The organism is Bacillus sp. BML-BC051 (assembly GCF_019656175.1).
In the GTDB taxonomy this organism is placed as follows: domain Bacteria; phylum Bacillota; class Bacilli; order Bacillales; family Bacillaceae_G; genus Bacillus_A; species Bacillus_A mobilis.
Genome location: NZ_BPLI01000062.1, coordinates 1 through 21,969 on the forward strand (window position 1 = coordinate 1; position 21,969 = coordinate 21,969).

Sequence of the window (21,969 nt, forward strand, 5' to 3'; positions counted from 1 at the left end):
TAAGTTGATGGGCATGTGGCGGTACCCCTAATAAAAGCTGCAGAAGATTCCCACTTTAATTTTCTAACTGTATCATTTGCACGCTTTTATCGGTGGATAGGATTTCTTTTAGCTGTCTTCCTACCCGGATTTTGGATGGCATTACTTGCTTATCACCAAGATCAAATTCCTTTCCCTCTTCTTGCGACTGTGACTGTTGCAAGATCAGGTCTACCATTTCCAGCACCACTTGAGCTTATAATTGTTTTGTTCCTTTTTGAGATGTTCCGTGAAGCCGGTCAAAGATTACCCTCCCCCCTTGGTCAAACCCTTTCAGTGGTAGGCGGACTAATCATTGGGGATGCTGCAATCCGTTCGGGTTTTATCTCCCCTTCTGTCATTGTTATTACTGCTTTATCTGCTATTGCGGGATATACCTTAGTAAACCAAATATTAGCAGGAGCAGTATCCATACTCAGAGGGTTTGTACTATTATGTTCAATTTTGATGGGGTTATATGGATTTATGCTTGCCGGATTCGTAATCGTTCTTTATATCTCAAGATTACGTTCCTTTGGAATCCCTTACTTAGCTTTAGTTTTCCCAAAATCTAGTTCAGATTTTTTCAAGGGATTGTTTCGTTTACCGTGGAGAAGTTATAGACATAGAGTTGATTATCTCCGAACCAATGATAGTTCTAAAACGGACGAAGGAGAAGGAAAACAGTGAAGCTGCACAAAATAAAACTAATAATTATGATGCTTATCACTAGTGCAATGTTATCTGGATGTTGGAATATTAAAGAAGTTCAAGATATTTATTATGTTGCAGCTCTTGGTATAGATTTTAAAGAAGGAAAATATATAGCTTATGCTCAGTTACTTGACTTTTCTAACGTTGCTAAGTTAGAGGGGGCTAGACCTGATAAACAACCACCAGTGTGGATAGGAAGAGGTGAAGGTTTTACCATTACGGAAGCATTAAATCAATTATATAAGGATGCTCAACAAAGACTTTTTTGGGGACATGTATCTACAATAATATTAAGCGAAAGACTGCTCAGACAAGATATTAAAGACTCTATTGATTTTATTAATCGGTACCGAGAAATACGCTATAATATTCTCTTATACGCTACAAAGGAACCCATTGATGATATACTTAAAACAAAAGCCTTTTTTACATTATCGGGGTTGTCTACCATTCTCCATGAACCAAAGGAAAGGTATAAACAACGGTCTTACATACAACCTAAACAATTTTATCAATTTATTAGAGATAGTGATCCGATGGGGCAAACTGCTTATATCCCATCACTTAAAATTTCAACAGAAAATTGGAAAGAAGAATCCAAAAAAGCACCATTATTAAGAAATGATGGAGCGTTCTTTGTAAGGAATAATCGCCTAGAAGGATGGCTTTCTGAGACTGATTTAAACGGTCTAAGATGGATGGATGAAAAAAACGTTCGATCTCCTGTGTGGATTATTGAGAATGATAGCGCTGTTGTTTCCGTAGTGATAGAGAAACCTAAGATTACAATTTCCCCTATTATGAGTAGTAAGCCCATACTTTTTAATATTCGAGTTGAAGTTCAAGCTGGAATAAATGAGAAGATCAAGGAAATTAGTGATAAAGAGTTGATTACAAAAACTGAAGATATTATCAAATTAGAAATTCTAAAATCCTTTGAAAAAGGAATAGAAATAAATGCAGATATCTACAAATTAGGTGAATCATTATACCGTCAGAATCCAAGAAAATGGAAAGAAGAAGTAAAAACAGACTCGTTTTACTTAAATGAACACAGTATAAAGAATTTAAAAGTTAAAGTTAATTTAGTTAACTCCGGAAAGTTGAAGTACCAAGATGGATCCTAATATTAATTCAAACGGTATTTATAGTTTTTTAAAAAGGCCTAAGCTCTTGCAACACCGAGAAATTAGGCTTTTTTATATTGAATTCCTTAACGTTGTAAATCCGCATTTTCCTGACGCTACCCCTATATTAGGTTGCGCATGCATTGCTAAAATAGGATTAAGCCGGGTAAGATATAATTATTTTTCTAAATAGTCTACTTTATAATTATTTAATCCGTATATTTTGTTTTTAGGGATAATGATTTTGTTTAGTGTTATACATATTTCTTTTCTACTGTATAAACCTTGTCTCCTCCATGAATAATAAACAAGGGATCTAATTTAGCTGCTCTTTGTAATAAAAGTTCGAATTCACCACCCATCTTAAAACAGCTACCTTCAGGTCCGTTGCATCTGCTGTCTTCAAAAAACACAAAATTAAATTTATTCTTACAGTGTAATTTTTTCATTCATTCTTTCAGTAAATATTCTGAACGTCCATGTAGTGTCATAAACATCTTTTCCTTTCATAAAAATCAATAATCTATCTTTTTAATTACATGAAGATTAATTGTTAAGTTAATCAAAAAAATAAAGGTTCTATAATGAATCTTGAGAAGCAAAAATAATTGAAATCATTTGAGTATAGAGATGAAAAACTTAGATGTTGGGAACTTGTTTTTTGTGGCATCTTCAACCAGTGATGTATAGGTGCATCTTCTATGCCTCGAGATATCGCTATCCAAACTTTCTTTTCACACAGTGGGCTTATTTGGATTTTAAGTGATTTGATATGAGATTTATTGTGTTAGCGCCTTTACTAATTTTTATTGTATATAAGATAAAATGAAGGAATGGTGGAAATGAAATGTCTTTTTAAAGTTATAACAATTGCGCTTATAGCTGGGGCTATCAGCGGTTGCTCTGAGTTAGCGGAGATAGAAGAAAGAGGCTTTGTAGTAGGTGCCGCTTACGATATTGTTAAGGAAAAGAAATCTAATCCAATTATGAAAGGGACGTATCAAATGGTACTTCCCAGTAAGTTAACGCAAGAAGGTGGAAAAGGCGCAGGGAATAATTATATTGATGTGAGTGCAAAAGGAGATAGTGTGTTTGAACAAATACGAATAATCGCTAAAAAGATTAGTCGTACTTTATTTTTTCCACATATACAAGTAATCATTTTTTCTGAAGAATTACTATCGAATCCAAATGTTTTACAAAATACGTTAGATGTATACATTCGAGATCATGAAATGAGAAGAAATATTCGTCTATTTGTTTCTGAGAAAAATGCAGAAGCAATCTTGAAACAAAATGCAAAATCAGAAAATTTACCGGCACAGTATATTGATATGCTAGCTGAACACCCTCCTAAAAATGCTCAGATGGTTGAGGCAGCAAGAATTGGTGACGTGCAGGAAAAGATAATTTCAAACCGAAGTTTTGTACTACCTGTCTTAAAACCTACAAAACAGGGGATAGAAATGGATGGGGCTGCGTTGTTTCGTGGGAAGGATAACAAGTGTGTTGGAATGTTAAACGGCGAACAGACAGTGGGAATAAACTTTATAATCGGTGAAAAATTAGGAGGTTATTTTACCATACGTAAAAAGGACCAGCTTATTACATATGAAATTCATAAGCTACACCGAAAAATACAGGTATTTACTGAAAATACTACAAAACCGAAGTTTGATATTCATCTATTTCTCGAAGGTGCTTTAGCGGAGTTGCATTTTAGTGATCATAAAAAATTCATGAATGAAAAACGCTTAACGAAGGATATTTCAAAAGAGGTGGAACAAAGGATTCAAAAATCAATAAAGCTTGTTCAAAAAAAATATAAGGTAGATGTATTAGCGTTAGGAGAAGTATATAAGCGGCATAATTATAAAAAATGGAAGAAAATACGTAAGAATTGGGATCAAGGCGAAAATTATTTTAGTGATGCCCAAATTAATGTTCATGTTCATTCAATAATTGAACATTCAGGTTCAGCTTTACCCAAGAAAGTAAAATGAGTTAATTTGATTGGTTACCGAATTAGATATTAGCTGCCAAATATCAATACTAGCTATACCCCGTATTATATATTTTATTTTCATAACTTCGATTGCTTCATATACATTACCTGTATTTCTTACATAAATTATATAAGTGAACAAGCTTTTACACTTTTCTTTCAATTTCACCTTTTACTTTTCTTAATATTTTCTTTTCAACTAAAAAATTGACTGAATAATTTTTTATCAGAGGTTTGAAATAGATTAAGTAACTAGAGGTACCATGTCAAAAAAGCTTGTAATTTGGATAACATCCAAATTACAAGCTTTTTATTTTTTATTTAATTACTGCCACCAAATCCAAGCCCAAAGGTAATTTCTTATATTTCGAGGAGTAATGCGAATGAAGCGTTCACCGTCAAAGAAGCAATTTAAATTTGGAAGTGTTTCATCTGGATTTTCTGGAACAAAGGTGACGATGTTCTCGTTACTTGTAACGGTTACTGTAATTGGTGGATCGGTAGGCGAGACTTGAAGTTGTAACGAAATATTGGCCGTATTTTTAAACTCATTATTAACAGGTGGACTTATTACTTGTACTGTGAATAACACGATAATTGTTTCGTTTGGCTCTAAATTAGTGGCAACTAGGAAACCGATATTCGGATTCGCTAGTGGAGAGCGTTCACCGTTAATAAAGACAGTGCCGTTTATAAATTGTAAACCTGCTGGAATAGTATCTTGTAACGAAATATTTGAGAGTGAAATTTTGGAAGTATTTGTAATGCGTACCGTGTAATCAAAATATTGATTTAAATAAGCTGAGCTGACGGAAGCATTTTTCGTGACTGTTGTAGTTATAAATTGAACTGGTATACGAACAATATTTGAATTAACAATGAAAGTAATAATTGGATCCTGTGGTGTCAATTGAAAAGCAGCGGTAACTGTTGCAGAATTTATAATTGTACTGTTTGAAGGAATAGAAGTTACGAGGACTTGAAATGTTATAGTTGCTACTGTACCTGCAGATAAAGAACCAATATTAATACCAGTGTCTGGACGAACATTTGGAACCGAAGTACCGTTAATAGTTACGCTGTTTTCTATAAATGTTGTACCAGCTGGAATTGTGTCTATAACAGAAGTACTAATTGTCGGAATTGTGGAATCATTAAATACCTCTAATGTGAATGTAATAACATCTCCTATAACGACGATAGATTTGTCTGCTGTTTTCTCAATGTTAATTATTGGCTCGATTAATGTTGTTGTAACGGTATTTGTTTGCTTTGTAATTGTAATAGGTGGTTCATCTGGATCAATGATAACGGTATAGGAAACAGTAGCATCGTTATTAATTGTAGGTTGAAGAGTAGAAGAAGATATTGTCACTTGGAACGTAATAATGACAGAGTCATTATGAGCAAGATTTCCTAACGTAATACCATTTTCCGGATTCTCATTAGGCTGATTGATTCCGTTAATCGTAACACTACCAGCAACAAAAGTCGTATCTATTGGTATGGTGTCTATAACAAGAAGGTCTTCAATCGTTACATTACCGCTATTCATAATCGTAATTGTATACGTTAAAGTTTGAGCAGGTAAGGCATTCGTTACATCAACAGATTTTATGGCAATGACATTATCATTTTGGACAGTAGTTGTGACGGTATTTGTTGTAGTCGTATTTGTAACGGGTACGTTATTTGGGTTGACTATATAGTTAAAAGTAGTAATTGCGTTGTTGTTTAGTTCATTTGGTGTTGGAATAGTAGTCACAGTTACTTGGAATGAAACGATAGCATCTCCATCTACAATTATAGTACCAATTGGTATGCCGCTTACTGGATTCACTCCTGGAAGAGTTTCTCCGTTTACAATGACGCTATTTTCTATAAACGTAGTACCTTGAGGAATAATATCTTGAATGATTACATCATTTACTGCAACATTACCGGTTTGATTTAGTGTAATCGTATACGTTAACGCATCACCAACCGTTGCAAATGCAAGGTCAACAGTTTTATTACTATTCAAAGTCGCATGATTAATTGTTGTTACGGCAGCTGATGAAATAATAGTTTCGGTAATAGGCGGCTGGTTTGGTAACGTGTATTGGTATTCAATTGTACTCGTATTAGAGATTGGATTTGTTTGCGGAATTGAAGTAACCCGTACTTGGAATAGAATAGTTGCTGTCGTATTAGGCGGAATGTTATCAAGTTGTATCCCGCTAAGTGGATTATCATTTGGACGAGCGCTTCCATTCACAATAACACTATTCTCTATAAAGCTCGTATTTGCTGGGATGATATCTGTAACGATAATATTTTCCACTTGTATATTCCCATTGTTTGTGATGGAAATAGTGTAAGGGATAATCGTTTGTAGGTCAGCGTATTGGATAGGCGTTGTTTTTGTTGCAATTATATTAGCAGAAATAACTTCAGTGAAGGTAATATTACTAGTTGATATTTGTTCTTCGCTATTAATTGTATAACGAGAAGTGGATTGATTTTGAATACGACCACTAGCTGGAAGCGCTACGACAGTAACAGAAAATGTGACTGGGATAGAAATGTTAGGAGCAATCGTTCCTAACAATATACCGGTACTTGGATTGGCATTAAGCTGCGGAATGTTATTTACTAAAACGCTACCGTCTATAAAGGTTGTTCCACCAGGAATATTGTCTGTAAATACAAGAGCAGTAGCATCCGTATTCCCTGTATTTGTTAAAGTTGTTGTATAAGTTAAAACATCACCAATTGTTACAGAAGTCAAATCAACAGTTTTAAGTGAAACGATATCAGCATCATTAATTTGAACGAAAGTAGTGTTGGAAGTAGTCGATTTTTGAATTGGTGCAAAGTCAGGGTTGAAAATAAAGTCGTAGACGATGTTTGCAGTATTAGGTGTTGGGTTTGCAGCAGGTAAATTCGTAACCGAAACTTGGAATGTTATTGTAGCTACTTGACCTGATGTGATATTCGGGATGGAAAAGCCGATATTCGGATCTGCTGCAGGAAGTACAGTGTTGTTAACTGTTACACTCCCCGAAATAAATACTGTTCCATCTTCTATAATATCAGTAAAAAAGATGGAGTTAGTTGTAGTGGATCCGTTATTTTGAATGAGTACTGTATATTCAATAGTTTCATCAATATTAGCTAATACTGTATTAGCGGATTTTGTAGCGATAAGAATGGCATCAATAAATTGTATATTTGTAGTATTGGAAGATGTCGTTTCTGAAATTGGTGGTAAGCTTTGGTCTGGCTGATACTCATAGTGGATGACGGCGATATTATTCATGTTATTTTGAGAAGGTATCGAGTCTACATTTACTTGGAATGTAACGATAATTGTATTGTTTGGAAGGATAATATTAAGTGAGATTCCGGTACTTGGATTTTCGTTAGGTCTTGGTATGCCATCTACAAGAATGCTATCTGGAACGAATGTGGTGCCAGCAGCGATTGCGTCAATTAGGAGAGTATTTGTAATAGGTACTGTACCAGCATTTGTAACTGCGATGGTATATGTGATAATTTGACCGATGCGTGTAATGGATCTGTTAGCAGATTTAATTGCACTAACATTTGCTGTACGGACTTCCGTGTTTACTGTATTTGATAATGATCTACGCTGAATAATTGGAGAACTAGGGTCAATTTGGTATTCATATGAAGTGTCTGAGATGTTAATGACTGTATTGTCTTCAGGTATATTTGTAAGTTGTACTTGGAATGAAATAGTGACTGTTTCATCTGGTTGTATCGTGCCGAGAGTTACTCCATTTTCAGGATTCGTACCAGGCTGAATGACATTATTTATTGATAAGCTATCTTCAATGAATATTGTCCCTTCTGGAATGTTGTCAATGAACACCGTATTGTTAGCTGGAACCGTTCCGATATTTTGTAGTGTATTTGTGTAGGTAATAAATTGCCCGATGGAGACGAAAGTTACATCTGCGCTTTTAACGGAAATAATATTCGCATTTTGAAGTGATGTTGTAACAATGTTAGAATTTGCAGAGCGATTCACTGGTGGAGCTGTAGGAATACTTATATATTGGTAAGTTACTGAAGATTGATTTACAATTTCGGTTTCAGTAGGTGGATTATTTGTTTGTACTTGAAATAGTATTGTTTTGGAACTGTTTGGTGGAATCTTTCCAATTGGTATTCCGTTTTCGGGATTTGCATCAGGCTGAAGTACACCGTTAATTGTGACACTGTCGAGAACGAATGTAGTCCCAACTGGAATCGAATCTGTAAAAATAATATTTATTGCGTCAACATTGCCGCTATTTTTCACTTCAGAAATATAAAGTATAGTTCCGCCAATATCTACAGTTATTGGATTGGACGTTTTTGTAATTGTTAATTGTGCTTGCACGAAATTTGTAATGACAATATTACTTGTAGATGTTTCAGTAATAGGCGGTTGCCCTGGATCTGGTTGAATTGTATATGTTGTATTAGATTGATTTGTAATCGATTGTTGCGAGAATGGATCGTTAATAAGAACTTGGAAAGCAATAAGGTGAGTAGCGTTTGCTGCTAGGTTAGGCAAAGTAACACCTACATTTGGATTGGCACCAAGTATAGTTGTTCCGTTAAGTGTAAAACTATTGTCTACGAATGTAGTCCCTTCTGGAAGCGTATCTGAAAATATGAGATTCGTAGCTGGAATATTTCCGGTATTTTCTAGCGTTATCGTATAGGTCAAAATATCACCTGTTGTTGCTTGTTGTGCATTGACTGCTTTTAAAGAAAGAACATTCGCATCCGAAATTTGTGTGAAAGCTGGATTAGACGTAATTGTTCGAGAGATGATAGGAGCAGTTGGATCAGCGATAAAAGTATAGTCAATACGAGCTATATTAGAAATTGGATTCACGCTTGGAATGGATTGAACGATAACTTGGAATGTGACGGTGACGATTTCCGAAGGTGCAATGGAGTTTAATGAGATCCCTACGTTTGGATCAGTACCTGGAGCTGAAACACCATTAATGGTCACACTATCCGGAATAAATGCAGTTCCCTCTGGGACCAAATCTGTTAAAGTAACTGTATTTGCAGTTGTATTCCCGTTATTTTGAACGACTACAGTGTAAGTGATTGTACCGTCAGTAGACTGTACGAGGGAATCTGTATTTTTAATTACAGATAGTGATGCATCAACGACAGCTGTATTAACCGTATTAGATGAAGATGTTGCTGTAACTGGAGGTTGACTTGGATCGACAATATATGTGTAACTTGTAAGTGCTTGATTTATAATTGCTCCTTGTGGCGGAATAGAGTTTGCAAGAAATTGGAACGTAATTGTAGCAGAATCACCTGGTGCGATAATGCCAACTGGAATACCGAGAGTTGGACTTGCATCTGGAAGTGAAATTCCGTTAAGCGTAACACTATTGGGAACAAATAATGCCCCTTCAGGAACACCGTTAATGAGTAATACCGAGTTTGCAGGGAAGTTTCCAGTGTTTGTTAATGTTGCTGTATACGTAATTATATCTCCGATAGATACAATTGTTCGATTTGCTTCTAAAACCGTTGTAACAGTAGCATTATTAATTTGTGTAGAAGCACTATTAGAAGTAATTGTGCCTGTAACAGGAGGAGAAGTCGGATCAACAAGAAATTCGTATTGAACGGATGCAACGTTTGTAATTGGGTTTGAAGGCGGAGTAGATGTAACTATGACTTGGAAAGTAACGGTTAAGGAACTGTTCGTACTAACGGTTCCGATATTAACTCCGTTATTTGGATTTGCACCTGGAATGGTACTTCCATTTACGGCAAAACTATTTTCAATAAAGGTCGTTCCAGCTGGAATGAGGTCTGAGAAATTTACATTCGTAGCGTTTGTACTGCCGCTATTTTGTATTAAAACTGTATAAGTGATCGTGTCTCCAATATTCGCAAAGGCTGTACTAGCAGTTTTTACAGCTGAAAGTATTGCTGAATGAATAGAAGTAACGAAGACGTTCGTTTCCACATTGCCAGGCTGAGCCTGTAATGCATTGCCTACGTTATATTGGAAGTTAACAAATGCTAAGTTTTGGAGTTCAGGTGTGAATGTTGATGGATTGCTTACGATTTGAACTTGGAATATGATTGTTACAGTTTGATTTGGAATGATCGTATTTATGCCAATACCGCTGGTAATAGAAGTGGATGGTAATGGAGTGCCATCAACAATAACGGATCCGGCAACAAATTGTGTCCACGATGGTATCGGGTCTGAGAAAATAACGTTATTGGCAGGGATATTTCCAGTATTCGTAATTGTAGTTGTATACGTAATTGTATCACCAATCGTTGCAAAAGCTTTATCACCGATTTTAGTAGTAGTTAAAATAGCACTTTCAATTGTTGTGATAACACTATTTGAAGTAATGTTTTTTGAAACAGGAGGATTATCTGGATTAACGATATGCTGAAAGCTAACGCTAGCTTGATTCGTAATTGGATTAATAGCCGGGATTTCATTTGAAGTAATATGAAATTCTACAATGGCAGATTCGTTTGGCGCGATATCACCAATTGGGACACCTGTAATGGTGTTTGCATTTTCGATAATAGTTCCATTAAGTGTAAAACTATTTGGTTCAAAGGAAGTTCCGTCTGGAATAACGTCGGTAAAAATAACATTCGTTGCATTAACATTTCCGCTATTTGTAATTGTAACGGAGTAGATGATATCTTGCCCAATATCTACTGTTGACACATTTGAATTTTTTTGTGCAGTAAGAATAGCACTATTAATTTGTGTTGTCGTTGTATTAGATTGATTGGAAGTTGTAATAGGTGACTGGTCTGGATCAACAATATAACGATAAGTGGTAAGAGCTGAATTAGAAATAGGGTTGTTGATTGGTAGGGTTGTAACGGTAGCTTGGAATGTGATAATTGCTGCAGTACCACCGTTAATTGAACCGATATTTACACCAGTAGATAAATCAGCATTTGGAATGGTTTGCCCATTAACTGTGAAACTGTTTGGAACAAAAGTTAAATTGCTATCAAGCGTATCGATAACGGTAACATCAGTTGCAGTCACATTCCCTGTATTCGGGAGGTTAAGTGTAAATGTTATTGTATTACCAACATCCGCAAAAGTAAGATCTGTTGTTTTTGTACTTATAATATTCGCGTTGTTTATTTGAAGAAGCGTAGTGTTGGAAGTAGCCGCACTTAATACTGGAGGATTAACAGGATCAACAGTAAACTCATATGTTGTTGATGCTGTATTTGGTGCTGGATTAATAGGGGGAATGCTGTTCACTGTAACTTGAAAGACGATACTATATATTTCATTAGGCGGAAGTGTTGCAAGTAATACACCTGTATTTGGATTCGCGTCAGGTTGTAAAACACCATCGACAGTTAATGTGTTAGGAACAAATGTGACTCCATTTGGTAATACATCTGTGAATACAATATTAGTTGCATCTGTATTTCCTATATTCGAAATAGAAGTAGTGTAAAAAGCAGTTTGCCCGATATCTGCAAAGGATACACTTTCATTTTTCGTCATGGATAATAGTGCTTCTTTAATTTGCGTTGAAACAGGATTGCTAATTGAAGTTTCTGCATCAGGCGGTGAGACTAATTGGTACGATGTTGATGAGAAATTTACAATGGGGTTTTCAGTTGGTAATGACGTTACAGTAACTTGGAACGAAATTGTTACTGTAGTCCCAGCTGTTATAGTTCCGATATTTACACCGTTCACTGGATTTGCACCACTTTGAAGAATTCCATTAATAGAAAATGTGTCTGCAATAAATGCTGTTCCGCTCGGTACGGTATCTGTGAATATAACATTTTGCGCAGATGAGTTTCCATTGTTTGTTAAAGCGACAGTATAAGTGAGTGTGTCTCCAATACGACTAAAGGATTTATCGACTTGTTTTAATGAAAGAATGGTAGCTGTATTAATCGTAGTGAACACTGTGTTTGAAGTAACGGTCCTTGAAACAATAGGGGCATTAGGATCAGCGATAAATGTGTAAGAAGCAGTAGCGGAATTGGCAATAGGATTTTGGGCTGGTGTAGAAGTAGCGGTAACTTGAAATGCTATAGATATTGAGCTGTTAGGAGCAATTAATCCAATTGTAATACCTGTATTAGGGTTGAGCCCGATTTGTGTGATGCCATCTATTGTAACGCTATCAGTTATAAACGTCGTACCATCTGGTATGAGGTCAGTGAAAGTAATATTCGTAGCGTTTGTATTACCGCTATTCGTTAAAATTGTCGTATAGGTAATGGTATCACCTAGTGTTACAAGTGTTTGATCTACAGATTTCACCATCGTTATCATAGCATCTAGTACCGGGTTTGTAACGATATTTGTTGAAATAGAAGTTGTAATAGGAGTTCCGTTTGGATCGACAGTATAAGAATATAAAATTGTGTCATTACCCATAATCGAATTTGAAGGGGGAACAGAAATAACATTTACTTGGAAAGTAACAGTTACTGTTTCACCCGGTGCGATATTTGGTATAGTTACTCCCAGTGCTGGTTGTGCACCAGACTGCTGAACGCCATTTATCGTGAATGAATTTGGTATAAAGGTAATGCTAGCTGGAATAGCGCTTGTGAAAGTAATATTCGTAGCGGCTGTATTTCCTGTATTTGTAATAGTAGTTGTATACGTAATCGTATCTCCAACTGAAACGATAGATTTATCAGCACTTTTTTGGGTTGTTAAAATTGCACTATTAATAGTTGTCGAAACAGCATTAGATACATTCATTTGTGATACGGAAGGTTGGCTAGGGTCGACCACATGTGAAAATTGTACAGAACTAGAATTAGAAATTGGATTTATACTTGGAATATTTGTAACAAGTACGTTGAGAGTAATCACAGCCGTTCCGTTTGGATTTATATTTCCAATCTGAATCCCGTTAGCTGGATTTCCGATCTGCTGTGTACCAGAATCGTTTGTAAGAGTGCCAGATATGAATGTCGTTCCGTCAGGTAAAATATCTGTGAAAATTATATTTTGTGAAGTAACATTTCCAGGGTTACTTAATGTAATCGTATAAGAAATTGTATCGCCAATTGTTGCGAAAGTTTTATCTACAGATTTAACAAGTGTAATTTCTCCGGAATTTATTTGTGTCGAAACCGGATTGGATGTCGTACTTCTTGAAACGAGTGGTAAATTAGGTCCTGTCATAAATTGATAATCAATAGAAGCGCCATTTACAACTGGTGAGTTTGGCCCCCCAGGTCCAATTGTGAAAATTGGATTTGGAATGCTAACTACTTGCACGCGGAAGGTAATGTTTGTAAAATCTCCTGCAATAATATCCCCAATTGGTACCCCATTCGCTGGATTTACCCCAGGTAATAAAACCCCGCCTACTCGAACGCTATCCGCTATAAACACTGTATTATTTGGAATCGGATCTGTAAAAATGATATTCGTAGCAGTTGTGTTTCCTATATTCTCCAATAAAACAGTATACGTTAAAAATGAATTTCCAGGTGCTACGTCAGAAAATAGTCGATCCACACTTTTCGTTGCTTGAATAATCGCTTCGTTAATTTGAACTAAAGTTGGATTACTTGTAGCTGTTTCTGTCACCGGCGGCTGGGTAGGATCAACAATGATCGAGTATGTCGTGCTAGACTGGTTCAAAGTTGGATTTGTAACTGGTATTGAGCCAACGATAGCTTGAAAGCTAATTGTTGTCGTTCCTCCAACTGGAATTGAGTCTAAAGAAATCCCGCTATCTGGTCTAAATCCAAGTTGTGGGATGGTATTAATTTGTACGCTATCAGGAACGAATGAAAGTTCAGGTGGTAATATATCGATAAAAACAGGTGTGTTTGCGGTAGTATTTCCGCTATTGGTGAGGGTAGTTGTATACGTAATTGTATCTCCAACAGCAGCAAATGCACTGCTTGCAGTTTTTGTTGCGATAACGGAAGCAGTATTTACTTGTGTAAAAGTTTTATTAGATTGAACTGTTCGTGAAACTGGCGGTTCATTTATACCTACAATAAAGCTATATTGAAGCGATGATTGGTTTGGGATTGGATTCGGATTTGGGAGTGATGTAATGTTTACTTGAAAACTGAGTGTAGCAGATGCATTTGAATTCAAGTTGCCAATATTGATACCATTTTGTGGATTTGCATTAGGAATAGTTGTTCCATTTACCGTAAAACTGTTTGGAATAAATGATGTACCATTTGGAATTACATCTGTAAAAATAACATTGTTTGCGGTAGTATTACCGGAATTAGTAATGATAGCAGTGAAAGTCAGTGTATCTCCAATAGTAGCAAATCTTGAATTGACAGTTTTATTTATAGAAAGAGTTGCATCAATAATTGGCGTAACCGTCGTATTCGTAACTGTACTACCAACAGCGGGTGATTGGTTTGGATTTACGGTATATTCATAATTTACAAGAGCATTATTTGTTAATGTGCCACTAGGTGGTATCGCTAAAATTTGTGCTTGAAAAGTAATGAATACAGTATCTCCTGGGGGAATATCTGCTAAGTGAATACCAAGTGATGGATCTAACCCTGGCTGCGGAATATTATCGATAGTTACAGAGTTTGGCACAAATGAGGCGCCTGCACCGAGTCCATCTGTTAAAACTGTAGCGCTAGCAGGGATATTCCCTGTGTTCGTAACTGCAATCGTATAAGTAACGATATCCCCAATTGCAGCTGTCGGTGTATTCACTGACTTCGTAGCGACGATTGTAGCGTTATTAATTTGAGTTGTTATTACGTTACTTAACGCATTGGCGGACGCTGGAGGTAAGTTAGGATCTATGACATATTGGTACGCTGTATTGCTTTGGTTCGGGATTGGATTTGGACTAGGAATGGAATTTACTATTACTTGAAATGAGATTGTTGCACTTGTATTAGGGTTTATTGGATCAATTGCAATTCCACTTGCTGGGTTTGTATTAGGAAGTGTATTGCCATTTACTGTTACACTATTAGGAATAAATGATGTTCCGTTTGGAATTACATCTGTAAAAATTACATTTGATGCAAGTGTGTTCCCGTTATTCGTTAAAGTAGTTGTATACGTAATAATATCATTTACGTTAGCAAAGTGTTTATCTGCCGATTTTACAGCGGCAATCGTAGCGTTATTAATAGTTGTCTGTACGGTGTTAGAGGCCACCATCTGCGTTACAACTGATTTGGATGCGTCGTATGTGTATTGGAATGTAGTGCTCGATTGATTCGTAATCGGATTTGGACTAGGAATAGTTGGTACAGAAACTTGGAATGCAACAGTACGTGATGAATTCGCTCCTATCGTCCCAATTAAAATGCCATTAGCAGGGTTTGCATTTGCTATAGGGACACCGTTAATCGTTACAGTATTAGGAAGGAAGATGGTACCAGCTGGAATGATATCTGTAAACGTTACGTTAGAAGCAGGGATATTGCCGTTATTTGTTAAAATTGTTGCATACGTTATGACAGCGCCAACATCAGCGAAATTTGTACTTGTTAGTTTTGTGGCAACAATATTAGCAGTATTAATTTGCGTCGTTACTATATTGCTAGTAGCGTTTCTGACAACGGCAGGTAAACTTGGATCTGCGATAAAGCTATATTGAAGTGCAGCGCTATTTTGAACTGGATTTGGTGAAGGTAAACTATTTGCACTTATTTGAAAAACAATCGTTGTAAAACCACCTGAAGGAATGGAGCCGACTTGAAGACCGGTACTAGGGTCTGCACCTTGTTGTAAAGTACCACCTATAAAAATACTATTTGGTACGATAGTGGAGCCATTAGGGATTATATCGGTAACAATAACATTATTTGCTGTAGTATTGCCAAGATTAGCTAAAGAAATTGTATATGTGATTGGTTGCCCGACATCGGCGATAGTTAAATCTACTTCTTTGACAATCACTACATTTGCTAAATTAATTTGTGTACTTACAGTGTTACTTACAGATGTTTCTATAGTTGGTGGATCGCCCGGATTTAGAATAAAGCTATACTGTGTACTAGATGAATTTAATGTTGGATTTTGTGTTGGTAAAGAGGTGACGGTTACTTGATAAGAGACAGTAAGTGAGCCATTAGCAGCAATGGAAGGTAGTGGAACACCTATATTTGGATCTGCGTTATTTTGAAGTACACCATTAATAAGAAAAGTATTTGGAATAAAGGTAGTACCGTCTGGATTCGTATCTACGAAAGTAGGGCTATCAGCAGAAACACTTCCTGCATTCGTCAAAGTAACAGTATAAGTTAATATATCCCCTACGGTAGCGAACGCTCGATCCACTGTTTTGGCTGAAATGACATTTGCATCGTTTACTTGAGTAAATGTAGTGGTTGAAGTAGTGTTCTTACTTACAGGTGAAGTGTTTGGATCAACGATAAAGTTATAGGAGATGGAAGCGCTATTTGAAATAGGGTTTGGATTTGGAATGCTAGTGATTACTACTTGGAATGAAGCTGTAATTGTAGTATTAGCATTGATGCTACCAATATTGATGCTAGCTGGTGTAACGCCTGGCTGAGTAACACTGTTAACTATAACGCTGTTTGGGACAAAAGCGGTTCCATTCGCAATTGAATCAGATAGTAATACATTGTTCGCTGCAACATTTCCATCGTTAGTAAGAGCAAAGGTGTAAGTTAATACATCACCAACTTCCGCAAACGTTTTATCTACAGATTTATTAGCATGGAGATTTGCTAGTCTAATTGTTGATGTAACAGAATTAGAATTTGCTGTTTTTGAAGTCGGTGGCAAACTTGGATTTACAGTATATAGATAAGAAGCGAAGGCGTTATTAATGATAGGATTTTGGGTCGTAATATTGATGACTGTTACTTGAAAGGATAAGGTGAAAGTAGCTCCTCCTGGTATTGTACCAATAGGTACGAAAACGAGTGAATCTACATTTTGTAAAACACCGTTGAGTGTTACCGAACCTGGTGTTAATATCGTTCCATTTGGAAGTGAATCTGTTAGCTGTACGTTAGTTGCAGCTGTATTTCCACTGTTTGTAATAAGGATTGTATAACTTATCGTTTCGCCAATTGTGGCAAATTGTTTGTTAGTTGATTTTGTTAATGTTACATTCGCATTATTAATTTGAGTGGAAACGAGATTAGAAGAAATGTTTTTTGTAACTGGTGATTGGCTAGGGTTGACGGTATATTGATAAGAAGCGCTTGATCCATTAAATACGACGTTTGACGCGGGTATTGTATTTACTACTACTTGAAATGAAACATTTTTTGTTGTACCAGTTGGGATGGATCCAATGTTCACACCGTTAGCGGGATTTGCGCCCACTTGTGTCGTGCCATCAATTGTTACACTGTTTACAACAAAAGTTGTTCCAGTAGGAATGACATCTGTAAAAATAACATTGTTTGCATTCGTATTACCTGTACCTGTAAAGGAAACGGTGTACGTTAGTATATCACCAATATCTGCAAAATTTTTATCTACTGCTTTCGTCATTGTTACAGTAGCATTATTCACTTGAGTGGAGACAATATTCGTCGTATCAGTCCCGCTTACTGCCGGTTGATTTGGCACAGGAATGTATTGATAAGTTGTTGTACCACTATTTAATATGGGATTTGTTTGCGGGATAGAAGGAACGAATACTTGAAATGAAACCGTAGTCGTAGAATTAGCAGCAATAGATCCAATTGATATACCAGTAGCGGGATTTGCGCCAGCTTGGGTAACTCCGTTCACAGTTACGCTCCCTGGAATGAAAGTAGTCCCGCTAGGAATCGGGTCCGTATATATAACATTTGTTGCAGCGATATTTCCTATATTAGCTAAGGCAATACTGTAAGTTAGCGTTTCACCAATATCGGTAAAAAGTTTATTAACTGATTTTGTGCCATTAATATCTGCGAGGTTAACTTGTGTTCCAGCAGAGTTGCTTGTTGCAAGACCGTTAAAGGTCGTTCCACCGGCGATTGGTGTATATTGAAATGTAATATTAGCAGTGTTAGAAATCGGATTTGGATTTGGCAGAGAAACGACAGTCGCTTGGAAAGTTACTGTACGAGAAGCACCATTATTGATTGTTCCAAGAGATATACCAGCGGCAGGATTTGCATTTGTTTGTGGTATGTTATCTACCATTACAGTGCCAGGTATAAAGGAAGTCCCATTAGGGAGAATGTCTGTCAAAATAACGTTATTGGCGGGAAGAAGTCCGGTATTAGGGATAGTAACTGTATAAGTGAGAATGTCTCCAATTGTAGCTACACTTTTATTCACGCTTTTCGTTGCTTGTATATTAGGTGAGTTTATATTAATTTGTAAACCGACTGTATTTAACATGTATGCATCTCCGTTAGTTGTTAAACGGATTGCGGCAGATACTTGAGAATTTGTTAAATAGGGAGAAATATCAATGGAAGTAATGTCCCAGCCTTGTCTTCCTGCAGAGATGTTTGTACCTGAAGAAGCACTTTGATTTCGCGTTCCAAATGTCCCTGTTGTATCTAAGTTTCCTGCAGCATTATTAATTTGGGAACCGAAGAAATTATTTATGGCATTATTTGGTCCGGATAAAGCGTTTAATGAACTGAAATTTGGTCCGAATAGAGCCTGATCCCCAATTAAATCAGCATCCCCTTCGGTAGAACTCAAAAATAATCGTCCGCTTACAGGTCCTCCGGAAGGTGTTAAAAATCCTGAAACAGCTACATCTGCACTACCGGTATCAGCAGAAACACGGTTACCCGCTACATAAATGGTTAAGTTTCTTGCTGGCAATGTCCCATTTTGATAAGCGACAATGAGCGTCCATCCAGAAGAATTGATAGCCCCATTAGAAGCATCTAAAGGATCAACAAGTCCAGGGACAGAGCCAGTTGTATAAGAGCCAGATCCAGCAGCTTGAACGAGAGATGTTACATCTGCAGAACGTGTATAGAATCCAAATGTGACAGATCCAGAAACGAAAGTTTGATTTGAAGCTGTAACAGCCGAAGGGGTAATTGGGTATGTTGAAACAGGTGTAGTAAAAGAAACAGGGTTTCCTAAAACACTCGTAATGTTTTGATCACGAGATAAATAGTTTCCACCCCAAACGAGTTCTGCGTAAAGAATCGTACTACCAGCAGGGATATTTAATACAGCGGTAGAACTATTTTGTGTATAGTTTAACGTTGTACCAGCAGGAAAAGTAGGTACTTGTAAAGCGGTATTCGTAGTTACGAATGCACCAATTGCCCCGATTGTACCAGCACGGTTTTGGTTACTAATTTTACTTAAACCTAGTGTGTTCCCTGTAATCGCAAGTGCCCCGTTAGTAGTGGTAGAAAATCGATTCGTAATGGGCATTTTTTCACCTCATTTGCATATAGTTTTGGTCAAAATACGATATGCATATAAACAATCAAAAGGAACATGTATAATTGAACTATAAATTCCTTCCTTAATCATTGGAAGGAATTTAATAGTAACAAGGGCTATTTTTAAATCAGTTAATATTAACATTAAAGGAAACTCCAGGGACACAAACATTGATTTATAAAACTGCATTTGTTCCTCTATTTTGTTTATTTTGACTTTTGGATAGCACCACATGCCCATCAACTTAAGAATTTAGAATTACCCCAAAATGAAAAAAATAAGCTTTTTGTTACTTAATAACGGTGTGTCTGTAGCCCTAAAAGGGGCATTTAATTATTAGAATATAATTATTACATTATCGCATACAGTAAAACATATATTTAATAATAGGAAACAGGATTAATACCTTAGCTAAATTTAAATGATTCGTACTATATCTATCAAGAAAAACCTATTCAAGATTAATTAAAATTCAATTATCTGAGCTTTTTTCAAATCAGCAAACCATTCACCTATTATATCGTTATGATGCTTAATAATTTGGGATGCCGATAATAATGTAGTGTCATATGTACTATGCCCATCTTCAACAAGAGTAACATCATACCCTAAGCTATATGCACGTCGACACGTCGCATCTATACATATTTCAGACTGAACGCCTGTAATCACAATGTGTTCGATGTCCCTTTTATTCAATTCTTGTTGAAGACTTGTTTCATGAAATGAATCAGGGTGGTTTTTTTCAAGAACGATATCTTCAGATAGTGGAGCTACAGATTCATGAATTGCCCATTCCGGATTTCCATGCTCTAATAAAGATCCTGTTTTCCCATTAAACTTCATGTAAAAAATAGGCGCTTGGACAGTACGAGCTTTATGGATTAACAATTGAATGTTTTTTAATAATTCAATTCCTTTATATAGCATTCTTTCTTCTTTAAATGAACCCACTTGTACATCTATAATAAGCAATGCTGCATAGCCTTTTATCATAAACGACCACCTCACATTTTGATTAAAATCATACAAGTAAAATATGTATAAAATAAGTATCCATTTTTAAAGTATCCAAAATGGATAGAGAATATAAATATGTGGAATCATGAATTTTTTTATCTTCAAGCTAGAAATGAATACATTAATAAAGTTTGTATTGCTTAATGTAGCCTAGAGGTGTTTGAATGTAGTGAATTTCGCACGTACAGTGTTAAGTGGCGCAAAAGATGGAGATAACTTCAAAGTCTTACCTATCGCAACGATGGGGATGAAGAATGACCATAAATAGAACCTGTTGTTTATAACAGGTTCTAATCAGAGTTATAGGCTCAATTACAGGAACTACAGATCTACTGGGGGGTAGTGTAATTCCTGATTAAAATTAAGATATGTTAAAAAATTTTAAATATGATTAATCAAATGATAACTAAACAAAATCGTTATTTTAAAGTGACTCAAAAAAGAGCACAGATATAAATGTGCTCTTAGAGAGGTAGGTTAAGTATCCTATTGGCCATTGTTCAAAGTTAATATATGTACGTTTAACTAAAAAGTGAAAAATAAAAACAGGATAGTTAGAAAAAAGCTAACTGTTTCATTGCAACTTGTAAAAAAGAATGTGGGAGGTTCAAAAAAGAAACTATATATAATTATACAAGTAAAACAGAATTGTACAGCATGAAAAGGAGCACTACATAAGTGAGTGCTCATCGATAAGGAGGTAACTTTTTTAGCTAAACACCCTTCTTAAAGAATATGCTGGAAAAGTGGGAAATAAAACTAAAATATAGTAACTAATGATGTTATGAATAACAATTTATAGGGAGAGGTTTAATGTTGTTATTATTTAAATAATAAAGCAGCTAGCTCAATGAACTAACTGCTTTATTGTCCAACAATAACGATACCCACAATACGTTGTAACTTAAAGTTACAACTATAGTATAAACGGAATTAAAAATATTATGTAAAATTAAAAGTGAGCTAAATAAGGAAACTAAAAAGAGCACTAGGTACAAGTGCTCTTTAAAAGAAGACCCTATGAGTTAATAGCTACATATCCGTAATATATGATGACAAACAAGTTAATATAAAAGAGCATTCAGCAGAAAACTAACTGCTCATTCCTAGAAGAAAAGGAAAAACAAAATTAAAGAAGTCACTGTGAATTCAAGCTGCATCAGCCCATCTATAGCATTGGACATAATGAATAGAAACAATAAGGTCATTAAAACTCACTTATAAAAACGTAAAGGAGGCACTGCTTAAATTGTAGTATCTCCTTTTAAAAAAGTTAAGTTCAGCTTTACTTCTGAAATCAAAACAGATAATAAAGTTGTTTATTTCCTTGTGAAACTAAAGCTACCATATAGTTGAATAATATAAATTGTTTTATTCGAATATATAGTTTTAACATTGACTTTCCGTCCTTATCCAATAACGGAGTAAATTCCCCTGCATATCCACTCAACTAAATAAATGATGAATTCCTATTTCTTTATCTACCATTATTACTCGTGAACACATAATTTAGAATTTTATTCGGAAAAACTCAAAAAGGCAGCTAGAAAAAACTAACTGCTCTAGTAAATACTATGAATACAATGTTTATTCGTATTCAAACTTGGATTACCTATATTGTTAACATGCCCTAAAAATTTATTCAATAAAAGAGCAGTTAGCCCAGTCTAACTGCTCGATGCAGAGGTATTGTATGCCGAGTTATTGATTTTATT

Annotated in this window: 5 protein-coding genes; 3 read left to right on the forward strand and 2 right to left on the reverse strand. The window is 35.8% G+C overall.

The window, feature by feature from the left end:
* Positions 1-15 precede the first annotated feature (15 nt).
* From K5S59_RS22945 to K5S59_RS22955, 3 genes are all read left to right on the forward strand, one after another.
* Positions 16-708 (forward strand): spore germination protein, encoded by a 693-nt coding sequence (locus tag K5S59_RS22945; protein WP_000290474.1) that lies wholly within the window; start codon positions 16-18, stop codon positions 706-708.
* Positions 705-1,859: a Ger(x)C family spore germination protein gene (locus K5S59_RS22950; protein WP_000766211.1), complete on the forward strand. Its 1,155-nt coding sequence runs from the start codon at positions 705-707 to the stop codon at positions 1,857-1,859. The genes K5S59_RS22945 and K5S59_RS22950 overlap by 4 nt, the downstream gene beginning before the upstream one ends.
* 842 nt (positions 1,860-2,701) lie before the next feature.
* Positions 2,702-3,862 (forward strand): Ger(x)C family spore germination protein, encoded by a 1,161-nt coding sequence (locus K5S59_RS22955; protein ID WP_061531599.1) that lies wholly within the window; start codon positions 2,702-2,704, stop codon positions 3,860-3,862.
* A 327-nt stretch (positions 3,863-4,189) separates the two neighbouring features.
* On the opposite strand, the gene K5S59_RS22960 is transcribed toward K5S59_RS22955, so the two are convergent.
* Both K5S59_RS22960 and K5S59_RS22965 read right to left on the reverse strand, forming a co-directional pair.
* A complete protein-coding gene (locus K5S59_RS22960; RefSeq protein WP_001123145.1) occupies positions 4,190-19,222 on the reverse strand; it encodes a beta strand repeat-containing protein in 15,033 nt (5,010 codons plus the stop codon).
* A gap of 477 nt (positions 19,223-19,699) precedes the next feature.
* Positions 19,700-20,230: a cysteine hydrolase family protein gene (locus K5S59_RS22965; protein ID WP_000589748.1), complete on the reverse strand. Its 531-nt coding sequence runs from the start codon at positions 20,228-20,230 to the stop codon at positions 19,700-19,702.
* Between the last annotated feature and the right edge of the window lie 1,739 nt (positions 20,231-21,969).